Source organism: Sulfurospirillum tamanense, assembly GCF_016937535.1.
Classification (GTDB): Bacteria; Campylobacterota; Campylobacteria; order Campylobacterales; family Campylobacteraceae; genus Sulfurospirillum_B; species Sulfurospirillum_B tamanense.
Genome location: NZ_JAFHKK010000039.1, coordinates 1 through 15,256, shown reverse-complemented (window position 1 = coordinate 15,256; position 15,256 = coordinate 1). Strand labels below are relative to the sequence as shown.

General features: G+C 47.1%; 17 protein-coding genes. 10 read left to right on the top strand and 7 right to left on the bottom strand.

The features are described from left to right. A partial coding sequence (locus tag JWV37_RS11835; RefSeq protein ID WP_205460035.1) for a substrate-binding domain-containing protein occupies window positions 1-501 on the bottom strand: 501 nt, incomplete at its 3' end. Window positions 502-580: 79 nt separating this feature from the next. Continuing rightward, a complete protein-coding gene (gene tupA, locus JWV37_RS11830; RefSeq protein WP_205460034.1) occupies window positions 581-1,417 on the bottom strand; it encodes a tungstate ABC transporter substrate-binding protein TupA in 837 nt (278 codons plus the stop codon). An 87-nt stretch (window positions 1,418-1,504) separates the two neighbouring features. On the opposite strand from tupA, the gene tupB reads away from it, so the two are divergent. Beyond that, window positions 1,505-2,203, top strand: a complete 699-nt coding sequence (gene tupB / locus JWV37_RS11825; RefSeq protein ID WP_205460033.1) for a tungstate ABC transporter permease TupB — start codon at window positions 1,505-1,507, stop codon at window positions 2,201-2,203. Next, on the top strand, window positions 2,203-3,237 hold the full coding sequence (locus JWV37_RS11820; RefSeq protein ID WP_205460032.1) for an energy-coupling factor ABC transporter ATP-binding protein: 1,035 nt from the start codon (window positions 2,203-2,205) through the stop codon (window positions 3,235-3,237). Before tupB ends, JWV37_RS11820 begins: the two co-directional genes overlap by 1 nt. Here JWV37_RS11820 and trxC read toward each other — a convergent pair. The 4 genes from trxC to JWV37_RS11800 all read right to left on the bottom strand — a co-directional run bounded on the left by trxC (window position 3,234) and on the right by JWV37_RS11800 (window position 7,067). Beyond that, on the bottom strand, window positions 3,234-3,659 hold the full coding sequence (trxC, locus tag JWV37_RS11815) for a thioredoxin TrxC (RefSeq protein ID WP_205460031.1): 426 nt from the start codon (window positions 3,657-3,659) through the stop codon (window positions 3,234-3,236). The two genes, JWV37_RS11820 and trxC, sit on opposite strands and share 4 nt — an antisense overlap. A gap of 19 nt (window positions 3,660-3,678) precedes the next feature. Beyond that, window positions 3,679-4,710 (bottom strand): AI-2E family transporter, encoded by a 1,032-nt coding sequence (locus tag JWV37_RS11810; protein ID WP_205460030.1) that lies wholly within the window; start codon window positions 4,708-4,710, stop codon window positions 3,679-3,681. Window positions 4,711-4,835: 125 nt separating this feature from the next. Continuing rightward, on the bottom strand, window positions 4,836-6,029 hold the full coding sequence (locus JWV37_RS11805; protein WP_240332199.1) for a type II restriction endonuclease: 1,194 nt from the start codon (window positions 6,027-6,029) through the stop codon (window positions 4,836-4,838). Between the two features lie 9 nt (window positions 6,030-6,038). Then, window positions 6,039-7,067 carry a DNA cytosine methyltransferase gene (locus JWV37_RS11800; protein WP_205460028.1) on the bottom strand — a complete coding sequence of 343 codons (1,029 nt, stop codon included), beginning with the start codon at window positions 7,065-7,067 and terminating at the stop codon, window positions 6,039-6,041. A 195-nt stretch (window positions 7,068-7,262) separates the two neighbouring features. Between JWV37_RS11800 and JWV37_RS11795 the strand changes: the two genes are divergently transcribed. Beyond that, window positions 7,263-8,513: an arsenic transporter gene (locus tag JWV37_RS11795; RefSeq protein ID WP_205460027.1), complete on the top strand. Its 1,251-nt coding sequence runs from the start codon at window positions 7,263-7,265 to the stop codon at window positions 8,511-8,513. A gap of 1 nt (window position 8,514) precedes the next feature. On the opposite strand, the gene JWV37_RS11790 is transcribed toward JWV37_RS11795, so the two are convergent. Next, window positions 8,515-8,988 (bottom strand): arsenate reductase ArsC, encoded by a 474-nt coding sequence (locus tag JWV37_RS11790; protein ID WP_205460026.1) that lies wholly within the window; start codon window positions 8,986-8,988, stop codon window positions 8,515-8,517. Between the two features lie 135 nt (window positions 8,989-9,123). On the opposite strand from JWV37_RS11790, the gene arsB reads away from it, so the two are divergent. From arsB to JWV37_RS11755, 7 genes are all read left to right on the top strand, one after another. Further along, a complete protein-coding gene (gene arsB, locus JWV37_RS11785; RefSeq protein WP_205460025.1) occupies window positions 9,124-10,179 on the top strand; it encodes an ACR3 family arsenite efflux transporter in 1,056 nt (351 codons plus the stop codon). Then, on the top strand, window positions 10,176-10,496 hold the full coding sequence (locus JWV37_RS11780; protein WP_240332197.1) for an ArsR/SmtB family transcription factor: 321 nt from the start codon (window positions 10,176-10,178) through the stop codon (window positions 10,494-10,496). Before arsB ends, JWV37_RS11780 begins: the two co-directional genes overlap by 4 nt. Continuing rightward, on the top strand, window positions 10,496-10,906 hold the full coding sequence (locus JWV37_RS11775; RefSeq protein ID WP_205460024.1) for an arsenate reductase ArsC: 411 nt from the start codon (window positions 10,496-10,498) through the stop codon (window positions 10,904-10,906). The genes JWV37_RS11780 and JWV37_RS11775 overlap by 1 nt, the downstream gene beginning before the upstream one ends. Then, on the top strand, window positions 10,906-11,859 hold the full coding sequence (locus JWV37_RS11770) for a permease (RefSeq protein ID WP_205460023.1): 954 nt from the start codon (window positions 10,906-10,908) through the stop codon (window positions 11,857-11,859). The genes JWV37_RS11775 and JWV37_RS11770 overlap by 1 nt, the downstream gene beginning before the upstream one ends. A 9-nt stretch (window positions 11,860-11,868) precedes the next feature. Further along, the gene (locus JWV37_RS11765; RefSeq protein ID WP_205460022.1) at window positions 11,869-12,132 is read left to right on the top strand and encodes a thioredoxin family protein; all 264 of its coding nucleotides are present in this window, start codon (window positions 11,869-11,871) and stop codon (window positions 12,130-12,132) included. Next, complete coding sequence (locus JWV37_RS11760) at window positions 12,132-12,578, top strand: rhodanese-like domain-containing protein (RefSeq protein WP_205460021.1); 447 nt, start codon at window positions 12,132-12,134, stop codon at window positions 12,576-12,578. Before JWV37_RS11765 ends, JWV37_RS11760 begins: the two co-directional genes overlap by 1 nt. Before the next feature lie 194 nt (window positions 12,579-12,772). Then, complete coding sequence (locus tag JWV37_RS11755) at window positions 12,773-15,136, top strand: HD domain-containing phosphohydrolase (RefSeq protein WP_205460020.1); 2,364 nt, start codon at window positions 12,773-12,775, stop codon at window positions 15,134-15,136. Window positions 15,137-15,256: the final 120 nt, after the last annotated feature.

Sequence of the window (15,256 nt, the reverse complement as noted above, 5' to 3'; positions counted from 1 at the left end):
CTCAACAGAGGCCTTCTTCCAAATATCTAGCTCTTTTTTATGGGTCCCAGAGTTATCTGCGCGGGTATAAAACAGTGCTTTGGCTTTGGCGATGAGCGCGTACGCCTCATGAGCACTTTTGGCTTTAGCAATGCCTGCTGGGTCGTTTTTGGGGCCTGCAATATAAAACTCATTGGAGCCAATCAGCGTTCTATCGCTTGCCCAGCCTTCAGCAACAGCTTGTTTTTCAGCCTTTGGGGCATGGACCATGACAACATCCACCTCTTTGTTTTTTAGCAACGAAAGAGATTTGCCCGAACCTGCCTTTACCCAACACAAGGAAGCGTTGTGTTTTTCAGAGAATGCTTCCGCCAAAACTTTGACCAATCCAAGTTCCCCCGGACTTCCTGTGGCTAAAGTCAGCTCCACTCCCCCTACTCCATAACGCTCGGCACACTCAACAGCCCAAGCACCATAGAACAAAATACTTACGAGCATAATAGCGCGAATCATAGATTTCATCTGTTTCCTTGGTTATGAATTTACATGTAAAACCGGCTTGAAAACATGCATTTTTCGCATATTTTCAAGCCAAAAAAACCTACTCTTTGCGCGTTGCAGCGTCAGGAGTGAAGAGTTGTTTGTCTAGCAGTTTAAACTCGCCAATGGCGTTTTGGATTTTGGGTGAAACAATCCAGTTGATAAACTGTGTCGCGCCTTTGTAGTCCGCTTTAGCACAGTGTTTTGGGTTGACCGCCATGATGGAGTAAAAGTTGTTCAAGCTTGCATCACCCTCAAACACGATGACAAGGGGTGGGTTGCCTTTGTGATTAGATTCGTATTTGATGAACGTGCCCCGATCTGCGAGGGTTAAGCCTTTTTGTTCCATCGCTACGTTAATGGTCGCAATCATTCCCTGCCCCGCTTCGACATACCAAGATTCGCGCTCAGGAATAGCCCCAGCTGCAGCTTTCCAGACGCTTTTTTCCTTGGAGTGCGTGCCCGAGTTATCCCCGCGACTCACAAACTTAATCTGCTCCTTTTTGACGATACTAAAGGCTTCTTCAATGCTTTTACCCGCAAATTTTGCCTTATACTCTGGTGCGCCCAAGATAACAAAGTCGTTAAACATGACAGGCTTTCTATCCACGCCAAACCCATCTGCTACATACTTTTTCTCTAACGCTGGGGCGTGCACAAACACCACGTCCACATCACAATTTTCCCCAAGCTTCAGCGCGTTGCCCGTGCCAACAGCTATCCACTTAAGCTCCACGCCCGTGTCGCTTTTATACAAGGGTGCGAGCACGTCTAGTAAACCAGTGTTGTCCGTACTGGTTGTGGTTGCCATTTTAAGTTCAGCTGCGTTTAGCACTGCCCCAACAAGTAATAACGCCCCTAAAATTCGGCCTCTTAAGCGAGGTTTTACTGAAAACATAGGATAATCCTCCTTCGATATGCAAATTTAGAACATTCGAATGGTAGCTTTTCTTTACCAGCAATGTCAAGACAAAACGGGGTGGGCATGGAGTTTATCGCACAAGGGGTCGTGGAGGCGTTTTGGTTGTTGGTTTCTATGGACGCAGAAACTATTTCAGCCATCGATGTGACGTTGCGCACTTCTACTATTTCTATTTTACTGAGCATCATCATCGGCTTTCCCCTTGGGTTTATCTTGGGGTTTTTTGATTTTCCGTTGCGCAAAACCTTTCGTCTCATCTCCGACACCCTTCTTGCTACGCCTACTGTTGTCATCGGTCTTTTGGTTTACGCGTTTATCTCTTACCGCGGGCCATTGGGCGAATTTGGCTTGCTCTTTACGATGGAAGGCATCATCATCGGACAAACCATTCTTGCTTTACCCATTGTCGTTTCCCTCACCGCTTCGGCGATTGAGGGGATGGACCGCAAGCTCTATTACACCCTAAGTTCTTTTGGCCTCACCCTCTCCCAGATGGTCTTTAATGTGGTTTGGGAGTTGCGCCACGCCCTCTTGGCCGCCGCTGTTACCGCCTACGGACGGGTCATCGCCGAAGTGGGGGTTGCCATGATGATTGGGGGCAACATCAAATACCACACCCGCACCATCACCACGGCCATCTCCCTAGAAACCAGCAAAGGGATGTTTTCTATGGGCATCGCTCTTGGGATTGTGCTCATTGGCATTGCGTTTTTAGTGAATCTTTCTCTTAATTTTCTGCGCAAAAACGCAAGGCAATACTGATGCAAGAGCCCCTTTACACCATCACTTCTTTACAGAAAAACCACGGCTACAAACCCGTTCTTGACATCAAAGACATCACCCTTTATAGGGGCGAAATCATCGGTCTTGTGGGCTCCAATGGTAGCGGCAAAAGCACATTGCTGCGCCATCTTGCTTTTTTAGAAAAACCCGACAGCGGCGAAGTAGTTTATCAAGGCTACACAGCCGATGCCTTGCCTTTACATGTAAAGCGTGAAATTGGTATTTTGTTGCCTGAGCCTTATTTACTCAAACGCAGCGTGAAAGAGAATTTACTCTTTGGATTGCGGGCTCATGGCATCAAAAAAGACGAAACCGCGCGCCTTCACGAAGCATTGGATCTGGTAGGATTATTGCCCCAAAAGTTTCTCAAACGCTCGTGGCATGAACTCTCTAGCGGTGAAACACAACGGGTGGCCTTTGCTGCCAGACTCATCTTGCGCCCCAAAACACTGCTTTTGGATGAGCCTACCAATAGCCTAGATTTAAGCGGAATTCCCGTGTTTACTGAGGCGATTTTACATGCCCATGAAGCATGGAAAAGTACCATCATCATCGCTAGCCACGACCTTGACTGGCTCTCTTCCATTGCTACGCGAAAGCTGGGCTTGCATTTTGGGCGCATGATGGAGTTTTCTACCACCAATCTCATTGTGGGAAAATGGCACGAAGAGGGAGAATCTTTGGTCTACCGTTTTAACGCAACCGAGTCCATGGCTCTTCCTAAAAACTGGCGTATCGGTGAAAAGCGCGGTGTGGCTATCAACCCACGCATGATTGAAATTTTCTCCCAAGAAGCCCCACACCGCAACACAGACAAACACATTTGCTTAAAAGGCACCGTGCGAGAAATCCTTCATCTCACCAAAAGCAACGAAGTGTCGATTAAAGTAGCCGTAGGAAGTCAGCTCATCGAGTGCATCGAGCCCTTTGAAGTGTTTAAAACACGTCCTTTTTACCCTTCACAATCCCTGCAGATTTGCTTTTCCCAAGAGGCCATTAAGATTCCAAATTAGCCGATAAACCCTTGCGTGAGGCTCACAATCGCGGCTTCTTTGAGTGCTCCTGACATGCGGTAAAGCTCTTTGCCTTCTTTAAAAACAATGAGCGTTGGGATGGAGCGCACGTCAAAGCGTTGGGCTAGCCACTGCTCTTCTTGGGTATTGACTTTGGCAAATAAGGCTTTGAGAGGAAAGTGGGCGGCGGCTTTGGCAAACTCTGGCCCCATGGCTTTACACGGCCCACACCACGGCGCCCAAAAATCTACCACTACAGGGATTTGAGAGTTTTCTACCACCTCATCAAAATTTTCTGAAAACAGTTCTAACACTCCCGCATACAGCAGTGACTCTTGGCATTTGCCACAATTTGCTTTGGTATAGTGTTCTTTTTGAGGGACGTTATTGAGACTAAAACAATAGGGACACATCACACGCATGGTTTTCCTTTATAATGGTCTATTCTGCTTGATACAATTGCACCAATCGCATGAGCGAGAGCAACATCGCCACAATGGTTGGCCCCAAAATGATACCAAAAAATCCAAACATCCCAATCCCTGCAATCATGGCAAAAAACACAAGCACTTCGTTCATACCACGCGTCTGTCCAAGTAAATGTTTGTTTACCCAACTTACCACCACAGGACGGGCAAAGTTATCTACCAACGTCCCAAGCACCAAAGCCGAATACAGCGCAATAACCACAGCGGCGGTTGTGGAAAGGCTAAGGTAAGCGTACACCCCCACAGGAATCCACACGAGCATCCCACCCACCACAGGAATCATAGAAGCAATCCCATACAAAAGTCCTAAATACAGCGCATCAAGTCCATAAAAAAAGACAATAACCCCAAAGAGCGCCCCTTGCAAAAAAGCGGTGATGAAAAGCGAATAAAAAAGCGATCGTACAGTGATAGAGGTTTCTTTAATGAGAGTGTCTGTATTGGCCTGAGACAAAGGTACTGTTTTAAAGACAAAACGCACCATCTCTTTGCCATAAATCAACAGAAAAAAGTAAAATAAAATGATAAACAGTGTGTCTTTTACGAAGGTAGCACTTTTGGCAGTAATGAGTCCCACGTAGCCAAAAATAGTGCGGCTAATGGAAGCAAGGTCAAGGTTGGTGTAAAACCCAATGACGCGCTCTTGAATTCCTGGGGTTTTTTCCAAAAGTTCCTCGCCAAGTTTAGCTACTTCCACCACACGCGCTTGCACCAATCCAAGGTCAATCTGTGACGCCAATGCCACACTTTTAAAGACCAAATACCCTAATGGCACAAACAACACAACCATCATCATCAACAACACTGCGACCGCACTAACAACAGGTCTTTTAATTTTTTTATCTACCTTGGCATAAAAACTGTGCGTAGCCGTGGTGAGCACCATGGCGATAATCAAGCTCCCCAAATACCCTTGAAACAGCACAAAGGTAGCATACACCGCCACGCCAAGCATAGCAGCCAACACAAGAGGTTCACGACGCATACAGTTCCTTAAAAAAGTAGTGATGAAAGGCAAATGATACCATAAATACAGTGGCTAAAATCCTTGCCTTTGCGTGGGTTTTCTTTACATGTAAAGGGTAAATATAGGGCACGTTAAGCTACGAGCTACAAATGCTTTACATACAGTAAAAAGTCTTCAAGGCTTAACATTTTTCTTTTTATATCACAGCAGTAGCTTTCTTGCAGCTCCGACGGAATAACCAAACGTACATTTGCCCCAGACATTTCATCGAGTTGATTACTTGAGATTTTCGGTTGGAGCGTGAAAAGATGCTTAAGAGGTATCTTGTCAGCTTCTGCCAATACTTGACGCCACCTGTCTTTACATGTTGTTTTCACACCCAGCATAGCCAATCTCTCCATAGGAAAGCCCGCCTCATGGTATTTTTCAATGGAAGGAAAGATAAAATCTGGCTTTTTATTTCCTTCTGTTTTTTTCCCGCGAGAATGCATCACTCCCTCTGTCTCAAAAATTTCACTGAGGTGATTTTCTAGCGCACTTCCCGCCCTAGAGCTTCTTCGCTGTCGAACAAATTGTGAAAATGTTAAAAAATCATCCACATCGTGGAAGCCTGTTTTAAGTCGGCTTTCAATCTCAACGTTTTCAAGTTGTTTGAACATTGTCTCTTCTGTATTCCACCAGTAAATCAATCTTTCATCCGCGGAAAGTCCCCGCGTGTCACCAAATGCTTCGCGGGCTAGCCCAGAAAAGGTTTTTGTGTTTGGAAAAGAAAGACTGCCTAGTTTTTTTTCAATGAAGCCCAAATAGTCTTTTGCATCTTGCGCAACACTTTCAATCCCAAGTGCTTCAAGAATCATCCGCTTAGCAAAGGTTAACGTAGTACCTTTTTCTTCAAAATCGACAACAGAAAAAGACGCCCCAAGCGCGCTACCAAAAAGTTCAAACAGTTCGGCTTCTGCTTGGCTTCCTTTGGGCGCAGTTACAAACAAAACATGTCCATCTTTTTTTAAAATAATCCCAAGCACATCTTCTGGGCCTGCCCTTTCAATAGCAACATTTTTTTGATAATAAAAACGGTATTCGGTTCGTGTTGGGTGGGCTTCCCTTGCATCATACCACGTCATGTCTCCGTAAGACTCGCCACTTTTTTCTTCGTCATCTTCAAGGCGCATAAAGCGTGTCGGGTAGATTTTTTTGGTGGTGCCAAAAAGCTTTCTCATCTCTTTTACGCCGTTTAACTCATGTTGATTTGAATACCTCTCCTCGCACTCAACCTGACTGATGCGCTTTAAAGCAACGCCCGCTATATACGCATCTAATTTTCCAAAATCTAACATCACGTAGGCCTACCCAGCAAGTTTTTCAAAAGCATAAGAAGCAGGTTTCTCCCCTTTCTTCGAGCCCTCAAGCACGCTTCGCACCAACACAGCAATGGACTCAATAACAGGAACCGCCACGCTGTTGCCAAATTGTTTATACGCTTGTGTGTCGCTCACAACAATGTTAAATTCATCCCCAAACCCTTGCAATCTTGCCGCTTCACGCGGTGTAAGTTTTCGAGGATTTTGTCCTTGTTGCGCAATGAGAATTTCTGAGCCATCTTTATAATAGCGCGCAGAAATCGTGCTTGTGTAAGGTGAGGCGCCATCAAAAAGAGAATACCCAAAACCGTTTCCTTTTTCTTTGTGCGCCTGTTTTCGTTTCTGATGCCCTGCCCAAAGTCTGTCTGAGAGGGTGTACTTTTTATCCACCTTTTTTTCTAAAATATGAGAAACCCTCACCTCTTTTTTGAGTGGCACAGGAAAGACGAAATCACTCTCATAATTCAAAAAACAAACAATATAAATCCTTTCTCTATTTTGAGGAACGCCATACGCTTTGGCATTGAGTACTTTTGCAAACACCCTGTAGCCCAAGGTTTCCAGCGTCTGTTTTACCACACTAAAGGTCTTGCCACCGTCGTGGTTTTTGAAGCCTTTGACGTTTTCTAAAAAAATCATCTTAGGGCGATGGTGCGCAGCAATACGCGCAATCTCAAAAAAAAGGGTTCCTCTGGTGTCTTCAAATCCCTTGCGGTGGCCCGCCACGCTAAAGGCTTGACACGGAAACCCTGCAAGCAAAATATCATGAGCAGGAATACTTTGGGCATCAATACATGTAATGTCTCCGTGTGGCATGTCGTTAAAGTTTGCTGCATACGTTTGGCGTGCGAACTTATCAATCTCTGAGGCAAACACAAACTCGAGTGCATCGCCAAAGGCTTTTTCAAAGCCCAAACGAATGCCTCCAATGCCTGCAAACAGGTCAATTGCTCTGTAGGGTGCGGTGCGGTGCGGTGTCGCCATGGATTGATTTTTCCCCATCCAGTGTGTCATTTTACCCTCCCGTTTTTATTACATGTAAAGCAATTTTAGCAACGAAGAGAGAAATGCGTTAAAAAAATTTCATTTTGAAAATAATGTCTTTTATTGTAGTAAAAAGTTGATTATAAGGTTCTTTATACGCCCACATACACACTTTAAGAATGCTTGTGCTAGCGTGTCGTTTTTCGTTACATGTAAAGGATTGGCGTGGTGGCACTGGGTATTTTTGGCCTTACGTTGGTGTTGGTGTTATGGCAGCCTCGGGGGTTGCAAATTGGCACTTCCGCGTTGCTTGGGGCGGGGTTAGCCTTGGCAGTCGGGGTGGTCTCTTTGCAAGACGTGCTAGAGGTGACGCACATTGTCTGGGACGCGACCTTGGCGTTTTTGGGCATCATTTTACTCTCTTTGGTGCTAGATGCCATCGGCTTTTTTGAGTGGGCGGCACTGAAAACGGCGCGCCTTAGTAAGGGAAACGGCCACGTGATGTTTGTGGGCATCATCCTCCTAGGTGCCCTCGTTTCGGCGTTGTTTGCCAATGATGGCGCCGCCCTCATCCTCACACCCATCGTTTTGGCCAAAATGCGTCTGTTGCGTCTGGATACCAAAGCCCTTTTTGCTTTTGTGATGGCAGGTGGGTTCATCAGCGACACCGCCTCCAACCCCCTCATCATCTCCAACCTAACCAACATCCTCACCGCGGGGTTTTTTGGCATCGGTTTTAGAGAATACGCCCTTGCCATGTTTCTCCCTAACCTCTTAGCTATCCTTGCCTCCACCGTGGTGTTGTGGCTCTTTTTTCGCCGCTCCATTCCCCGCACCGTCGCCACTCACACCTTGCCTCCTTCCCACACCGCCCTCAAACATCCGCCCATGTTTAGGCTAAGTTGGTGGTTTTTGGGGTGGTTGCTCGTTGGTTATGTGGTGGGCGATTGGCTAGGACTTCCCGTTTCGCTTCTTTCTCTTGGAGGTGCACTGGTGTTTTTAGGACTTGCGGTGCGTCTTAAAGCCGTCCAAGCAAAGGCTATCTTGCAAGCGGTGCCGTGGCAGATTATCTGGTTTAGCGTGGGATTGTACGTGGTGGTGTTTGGACTTAAAAATGCGGGTTTGGCAGAGAGTATCGCTACGTTGTTGTTGTGGTTTAAAGGATTTGGACACACCGCCCATGTGCTAGGCACGGGCTTTTTAGCAGCCGTGTTAAGCTCGGTCATGAACAACCTGCCCGCCATCATGCTCATGGACATCGCCATCCAAACCACGGGCGACACCTTCTTGGCTTACGCGAACATCTTAGGGTGTAACCTTGGGCCAAAAATGACGCCTATTGGCTCCCTTGCCACTTTGTTGTGGTTGCATGTGTTGGCGCAAAAAGGGGTCAACATCAGTTGGTGGGAATACATGAAAGTGGGGCTAGTTATCACCCCACCCGTTCTCTTAGTAGCACTCTTAGGACTGGTGTAAATTACCGTCCAAATTTCCACTCGCTAGGAGCATTTTGGGCGATTTCCCCTTTGGAAAAGAGTACCAAAAAGTCTTCTACGTTGGTGCGGATAGCATCGCGGATTTCGCGTACTTGGGCCATTTTTTCCTCATCGGTTCCTTCTACTTCGGAAGGGTCTTTGAAGCTCCAGTGGATACGGTGACTTACGCCAGGAAAAATGGGGCATTTTTGGGCATTGCCCTCATCACACACGGTGATGATGTAGTTAAACCGAAGCCCGCGCTTGAAAAAATCAAACACGCTGTCGCTTTCCTTGGTACTAATGTCCACCCCCACTTCCGCCATGGCGCGTACCGCCAAGGGGTTCAACCCACGGGGTTCAAACCCCGCACTCATCGCGATAATATCTCCATGAGAAAGCTCATTTAACCACGCCTCTGCCATCTGACTTCGCCCGCTGTTGTGAATGCACACAAACAATACTTTAGGATTCATTCCCCGTCCTTGTAAAGAATTACGTGAATCTTACGCCCGTTTTATAACAAAACGGTTACTAACGTTTAGTATATATTAAGATATGTTGATATATAGTTCCATCAGTTTCATTTCTTTACATGTAAGGACAATTTCATGGAAAACAACGCCCAGCCCTCTGGCGGCATCGGCTTTTTTGAACGTTACCTCACCGTGTGGGTAGCACTGTGTATTGTTGCGGGTGTGGCCATCGGTCAGCTTTTTCCCGCCATCCCTCAAACCCTGAGCCGTTTTGAATACGCCAACGTTTCCATCCCTGTGGCGATTTTAATTTGGCTCATGATTTACCCCATGATGCTCAAAATCGACTTTGCTAGCATTTTGGAAGCGGGCAAAAAACCCAAAGGGCTCATCATTACATGTACCATTAACTGGCTCATCAAGCCTTTTAGTATGTACCTCATCGCCGCGCTCTTTTTCAAAGTCATCTTTAGTGCCCTCCTCCCTGAAGCGCTTGCCAACGAATACCTCGCGGGTGCTATTTTACTAGGAGCCGCGCCGTGTACGGCCATGGTGTTTGTGTGGAGCCATCTCACCAAAGGCGACCCCGCGTACACCCTTGTGCAAGTGGCGGTCAACAACCTCATCTTGCTCGTCGCCTTTACGCCTATCGTCGCCTTTTTGCTGGGCATTAGCGATGTGTTTGTGCCTTACAACACCTTGTTACTTTCGGTCTTTTTGTTTGTGGTCATCCCCTTAGCGGGCGGGTATCTCTCCAGACGCTACGTCATCGGACGCTATGGATTAGCGTATTTTGAGGACGTATTTGTCAAAAAATTTAGCGGCATTACCGTCGTGGGATTGTTACTCACTCTTGTCATTATCTTTACCTTTCAAGGGGATGTCATTCTTGGAAATCCTCTACATGTACTGCTCATCGCCATCCCGCTCACTTTGCAAACGTTTTTTATCTTTTACATCACCTACGGTTGGGCAAAAGCATGGAGCCTTCCCCACAATATCGCAGCACCCGCGAGTATGATTGGGACGAGTAACTTTTTTGAACTTGCCGTGGCTGTGGCCATCACCCTCTTTGGTTTGCAATCAGGCGCAACCCTCGTGACCGTCGTGGGCGTGCTCGTAGAAGTGCCCGTGATGCTTGCTCTTGCAGGCATCGCCAACCGCACGAGACATTGGTTTGGAGCACGATGATGGAAGGGTTTATCGACACCACCGCCGCGGTGAGTAACGAAACGCGGATTCATATCTTGGCGTTTTTGCAAAAACACGGCAGAAGTTGCGTGTGTGAACTAGAACACAGCCTCGTCATGGGCCAAGCGCGCCTTTCTACCAACCTTGCCATCCTCAAAAAAGCGGGGTTTGTTAGTGTAGAGCGTGAGGGAAAGTGGGCTTACTACGCCCTCGCGCCCAAAACCCCCTTGCACACCCAACTACTAGAGGCTATTAGCGCCTTACATGTAAAGGTGCCCTGCAAGGTGGATGCATGTGTCATTAAAGGAGAAGGATAATGGGCTCTGTTTTGGTTTTATGTACAGGAAATTCGTGCCGAAGCATCATCGCCGAAGCGCAAATTAACGCCTTTTTAGAGGGCATCAATGCCCAAAGTGCGGGGGTAAAAGCTAGCGGTCGCGTGAATCCAAACGCTCAAACCCTCCTTGAAACCAAAGGTATTTGGCGTGAAACCTACCACTCCAAAACCCTCGAAGCAGTGCAAGAGCACCCCTATGACCTCATCGTCACCGTGTGCGACCATGCTAACGAAACCTGCCCTATGTTTCCCAAACCCGTACCGCGCTTACATGTAAGCTTTGAAGACCCCGATGGCAAAGGGATGGAAGCATTTGAAGCGACCTATGAAGCCATTTACGAAACGCTTTTGCCGCAAATTACAGCTTTCTTTAGCAAGGCGGGTGTGTGATGTTTGGGTGGTGGGAAGCGCTTAGTGGCCAATTGGTCTTTGGTCTGTTTGGGCTAGAAAAAGGCGGGCGTCTTGGCGAAGCAGTGCATTTTTTTATCTACGACACCGTTAAGATTTTCATCTTACTCACCACCATTATTTTTCTCGTGAGCGTGTTGCGCAGTTATTTTCCCGTGGAAAAAGCTAGAGCCTACATCGCAGGGAAAAACAAGGTCTTAGGCCACGTGCTTGCCGCCCTTTTTGGGGTGCTCACACCCTTTTGTTCCTGCTCAGCTATTCCGCTATTTTTGGGGTTTTTGCAAGCGCGGATTCCCCTTGGCGTGACCTTTAGTTACCTCATTAGCGCGCCCATGAGTGACGCGGTGGTCATCGCCCTTTTGCTCTCTTTGTTTGGATGGAAAATCGCTGCGCTTTACGTGGGGCTGGGACTGCTTGTGGCGATTGTTGCGGGGCTTATCATCGGGGCGATGGGCCTAGAAAAAGAGGTGCTCATCGAGATAAAACCTGTGGATGCAAGCTACGAAGAACAACGCATCCCTTTCAAGGCACGCGCAAAAGAAGCGTGGGAATTTACCCGCGATTTGTTCCAAAAGATTTACATGTACGTGGTGGTTGGCATCGGCATCGGCGCGTTTATCCACGGCTATGTTCCGCAGGATTTCATCACCGCTTATGCGGGTGGCGATGCGTGGTATGCGGTACCTTTAGCCGTACTCATGGGCATTCCCATGTATGCTAGTGCGGCGGGGGTTTTGCCTATCGTAGAAGCGCTCACCGCCAAAGGGATGCTCATGGGCACGGCGATTGCCTTTATGATGGCCGTGGTGGCACTGAGCCTGCCTGAAGCCATGATTTTAAAGCGGGTGCTTTCCATGAAGCTCATTGGCATCTTTTTTGGCACTGTGGGCTTTGGGATTTTGCTGGTCGGATTTTTGTTCAACACCATTTTATAGGAGAAGCAGATGAAGATTGAAGTCTTAGGCACAGGGTGTGCGAAGTGTAAAACACTGGAAAAAGTTGCTCAAGAGGCCGTAGCACAGTTGGGTGTATTTGCACAGGTGGAAAAAGTGGAGGACGTCGCTAAGATTATGGATTACGGTGTCATGAGCACTCCCGCGCTCGTTGTGGATGGGGTAGTAAAATTAAGTGGTCGCGTCCCAAGCTTAGAAGAGCTAGTCGCGCTGTTAAAACCCACTAAAGGGTGCGGGTGCGGCGGGGCGTGTTAATGCGCTTCGCTTCACTCATTTTAGCGCTTTTTATGGGCGTGTCATTAGCACTAGCGGAGGATTTAGGAACGTATCTGCGCGGGTTTGACTACGAAGAACGCAGTGCCATGAAAATCCAAACGCCTGAACTTTTGGTGCTTTTAGAAGAGGGTAAAGCCCAAGCCATCGACATTCGCTTTAAGGAAGAGTTTGAAGCGTGGCACATGGGTTTTAGTACCAACATCCCCCTCAACGAACTGCCTGAGCGTTTGGATGAGCTAGACAAATCCAAGCTCATCGTCACCCTGTGTCCACACAATGACCGCGCCAACCTTGCCCGCATTTACCTCATGCTTCAAGGTTACAACGTGCGTTACCTCAGCGATGGCCTCTTGCGCACGGCAGATTTTTTGCGGGGTGAAAACGCCAAGGAGTTCATGGAAGAATACCGCACGGTAAAAAAGTAACGTGCGCAGGTGATGGAAATTTTCCTAGTTTGACTCTAAAGCAGTCACCTTGTGGGGCTAGGAACGTTTTAGCGCGGGAGTCCTCACCCCTTGTTCTTAGTCACAGCTATGCTTGACCCCTAAAGCCTTTTCGTGCTAGAGTAACGTTTTACGTGGTGTTGTGTTTACATGTAAACCAAAATAAAGGGTTTTTGATGAAAAAACCGACCCGTTTTACATTTACTTTTGGCCTTCTTTCTCTTTTTGTTGGCCTTGCTTCTTTTTTATCTCTTTCGCTCATTGGGCACAACTATAAGCAGAGCACTAAAAATGCTTATGCAATGATTCAAAAACGCAATGCTAACGCGCGGCAAAACGTCATCGACAGCCTCAACACCTATCTTAAAAACACCTCTGCCACCCTTTCCGTACTAACACACGCCCTTGAGGAAAAACCCCTTTTTTATGCTAACGATGTTTTTATGCGCACCCTATGGGAAATGCTTCTTTCCAATGATAAAATCGCTAGCATTTACCTTGCTGACACTTTGGGAAATTTTGTTCAAGCCAGACGCGACCCTAGGCTTGCCCTACGCGTAATAAACCTAAACGAAGAAAACCCTAACGATCGCTGGCTACTCAAAGACCGACAATTTAACACTCTTGACACCCAAGAAGCTGCCGTTAACTACGACCCAAGAACACGCATCTGGTTTCAAAAAGCTTGGGAAAATAGGGGGTTTTACTGGTCTGAGCCCTACCCTTTTGCCTCCACAGACAAATACGGCATCACTGTCGCACTGGCCGATACTTCTTCCTTGCATGCCAAAGTGGCAGGTGTTGATTTTACCATTGAGAGCATCGCGCATTTACTTCAAGAGCAGAGCCAAACCGTGGAAGGGCCCATTGTGTTATTTAATGAAACGGGGCATATTATCGCTACTTCTTTGCGTCTTGGGCATGTTCCTCACACTTTCAATGAACTTGGCTCAGTCGCTTTTTTGGCTTCTTATGAATCTTTCAAAAAAGGAGTTTTACAAGGCAAGATTTTAGATGATTTGGGTGTGCCTTACTTGTTTGCTTTTTCGGAATTTTCTTCAGATTTTGGCTTAAAATGGTACATTGGTACCTACTTACAAGAACATAAAGTCACCCAAGAAGCCAGCCAAATCGCCCTTGAAACCGCAACCATTTCGCTTACGATTTTGCTGTTGATTATTTTGGTAACATGGTTTGTGTTACGGCGCATCATCATTCGTCCTGTAGACGAACTTAAAACCATGAGTGACAGCGTAGCAGCCAAACGTTACAACGCAGTACGCCCCATTAAAACCCGTATTAAAGAGTTTCATCAACTAAGCCACTCCATGGTACACATGGCAAGAGCTATCAAACAGCACGACAAAGAACAAGAAACCCTTATGGAAGCTTTCATCCACCTCATCGCTGGAGCCATTGACGAAAAATCCCCCTACACGGGTGGTCATTGCCATCGCGTTCCTGAGCTCTCTCTCATGCTCGCCAAAGCCGCCGATGCTTCCACTGAGGGTATTTTTGCCACTTTTGGTTTTCCAAACGAAGCGGCGTGGCGCGAGTTTCGCATGAGTGCTTTGTTGCATGATTGTGGCAAAGTCACTACCCCTGAATATGTCGTAGACAAAGCCACCAAACTCGAAACCATCTACAACCGTATCCACGAAATCCGCACCCGTTTTGAGGTACTGTTGCGAGATGCGCACATTGCTTATTTGGAGGGGTGTTTGGAGGGCAAGGAAGAGGCAGAAGTGTTGCGTCAAAGGCGCGACGAAGCCCAAAGAAAACTTTACGAGGATTTTGCCTTTTTAGCTGAGTGCAACATCGGGGGCGAGTTTATGGAGGATGCGCACATAGAACGTCTGCGTACCATTGCAGCAATCACATGGACGCGCCATTTTGATGATCGCCTTGGCCTTAGCAATGCCGAAAGTCTGCGTCTGAAAAACTTTTCGCCCTGCCCCTTGCCTTGCCAAGAAACCCTCTTAAGCGACAAGCCCGAACACCGCATCCCAAGAGACCGCCCCATCGACCAAAAACGCTACGATGAGTTAGGCATTAAAATGGAAGTTCCTACGTACTTTAACAATCAAGGAGAGCTGTACAACCTCTCCATCCGCAAAGGAACACTCAACGACGAAGAGCGCTACAAAATCAACGAACACATCATCATGAGCATTCGTATGCTCAGCACATTGCCTCTCATGGATAACCTCAAAAAAATCCCCGAATACGCTGGCGGTCACCATGAAACTATGATTGGGACAGGTTATCCGCGTAAACTCACCAAAAAAGAGCTCTCCCTACCCGCGCGCATCATCGCCGTAGCCGATATTTTTGAAGCTCTAACCGCCAATGACCGTCCGTATAAAAAAGCCAAAACCCTCTCTGAATCTATCCGCATTTTAAGCTTAATGGCTAAAGACCAACACATCGACGCTGATATTTTTCGTCTCTTTCTTTCCAGTGGCGTTTATGCGCAGTATGCTAAACTTTACCTCAACCCCGAACAAATCGACACGGTAGACATTAGTCAGTATCTTTAACAAATATGGTTAGAAAATAAGCGTTTGCGTCCATTTTTTTGTACTATAATACCCACCATAACCCAAGGAGGGTACCCCATGAAAGAAGCCGTTATCATCTTTAAGCGCAACCGCAATATC

Excerpts from the sequence above, each read along its gene's own strand:
- arsB (WP_205460025.1), top strand. The coding sequence starts at position 9,124 with ATGGAAAACAACGCCCAGCCCTCTGGCGGCATCGGCTTTTTTGAACGT.
- JWV37_RS11775 (WP_205460024.1), top strand. The coding sequence starts at position 10,496 with ATGGGCTCTGTTTTGGTTTTATGTACAGGAAATTCGTGCCGAAGCATC.
- JWV37_RS11790 (WP_205460026.1), bottom strand. The coding sequence starts at position 8,988 with ATGAATCCTAAAGTATTGTTTGTGTGCATTCACAACAGCGGGCGAAGT.
- JWV37_RS11770 (WP_205460023.1), top strand. The coding sequence starts at position 10,906 with ATGTTTGGGTGGTGGGAAGCGCTTAGTGGCCAATTGGTCTTTGGTCTG.
- JWV37_RS11800 (WP_205460028.1), bottom strand. The coding sequence starts at position 7,067 with ATGACACACTGGATGGGGAAAAATCAATCCATGGCGACACCGCACCGC.
- JWV37_RS11810 (WP_205460030.1), bottom strand. The coding sequence starts at position 4,710 with ATGCGTCGTGAACCTCTTGTGTTGGCTGCTATGCTTGGCGTGGCGGTG.
- trxC (WP_205460031.1), bottom strand. The coding sequence starts at position 3,659 with ATGCGTGTGATGTGTCCCTATTGTTTTAGTCTCAATAACGTCCCTCAA.
- JWV37_RS11760 (WP_205460021.1), top strand. The coding sequence starts at position 12,132 with ATGCGCTTCGCTTCACTCATTTTAGCGCTTTTTATGGGCGTGTCATTA.
- tupB (WP_205460033.1), top strand. The coding sequence starts at position 1,505 with ATGGAGTTTATCGCACAAGGGGTCGTGGAGGCGTTTTGGTTGTTGGTT.
- JWV37_RS11780 (WP_240332197.1), top strand. The coding sequence starts at position 10,176 with ATGATGGAAGGGTTTATCGACACCACCGCCGCGGTGAGTAACGAAACG.
- JWV37_RS11805 (WP_240332199.1), bottom strand. The coding sequence starts at position 6,029 with ATGTTAGATTTTGGAAAATTAGATGCGTATATAGCGGGCGTTGCTTTA.
- JWV37_RS11765 (WP_205460022.1), top strand. The coding sequence starts at position 11,869 with ATGAAGATTGAAGTCTTAGGCACAGGGTGTGCGAAGTGTAAAACACTG.
- tupA (WP_205460034.1), bottom strand. The coding sequence starts at position 1,417 with ATGTTTTCAGTAAAACCTCGCTTAAGAGGCCGAATTTTAGGGGCGTTA.
- JWV37_RS11755 (WP_205460020.1), top strand. The coding sequence starts at position 12,773 with ATGAAAAAACCGACCCGTTTTACATTTACTTTTGGCCTTCTTTCTCTT.
- JWV37_RS11820 (WP_205460032.1), top strand. The coding sequence starts at position 2,203 with ATGCAAGAGCCCCTTTACACCATCACTTCTTTACAGAAAAACCACGGC.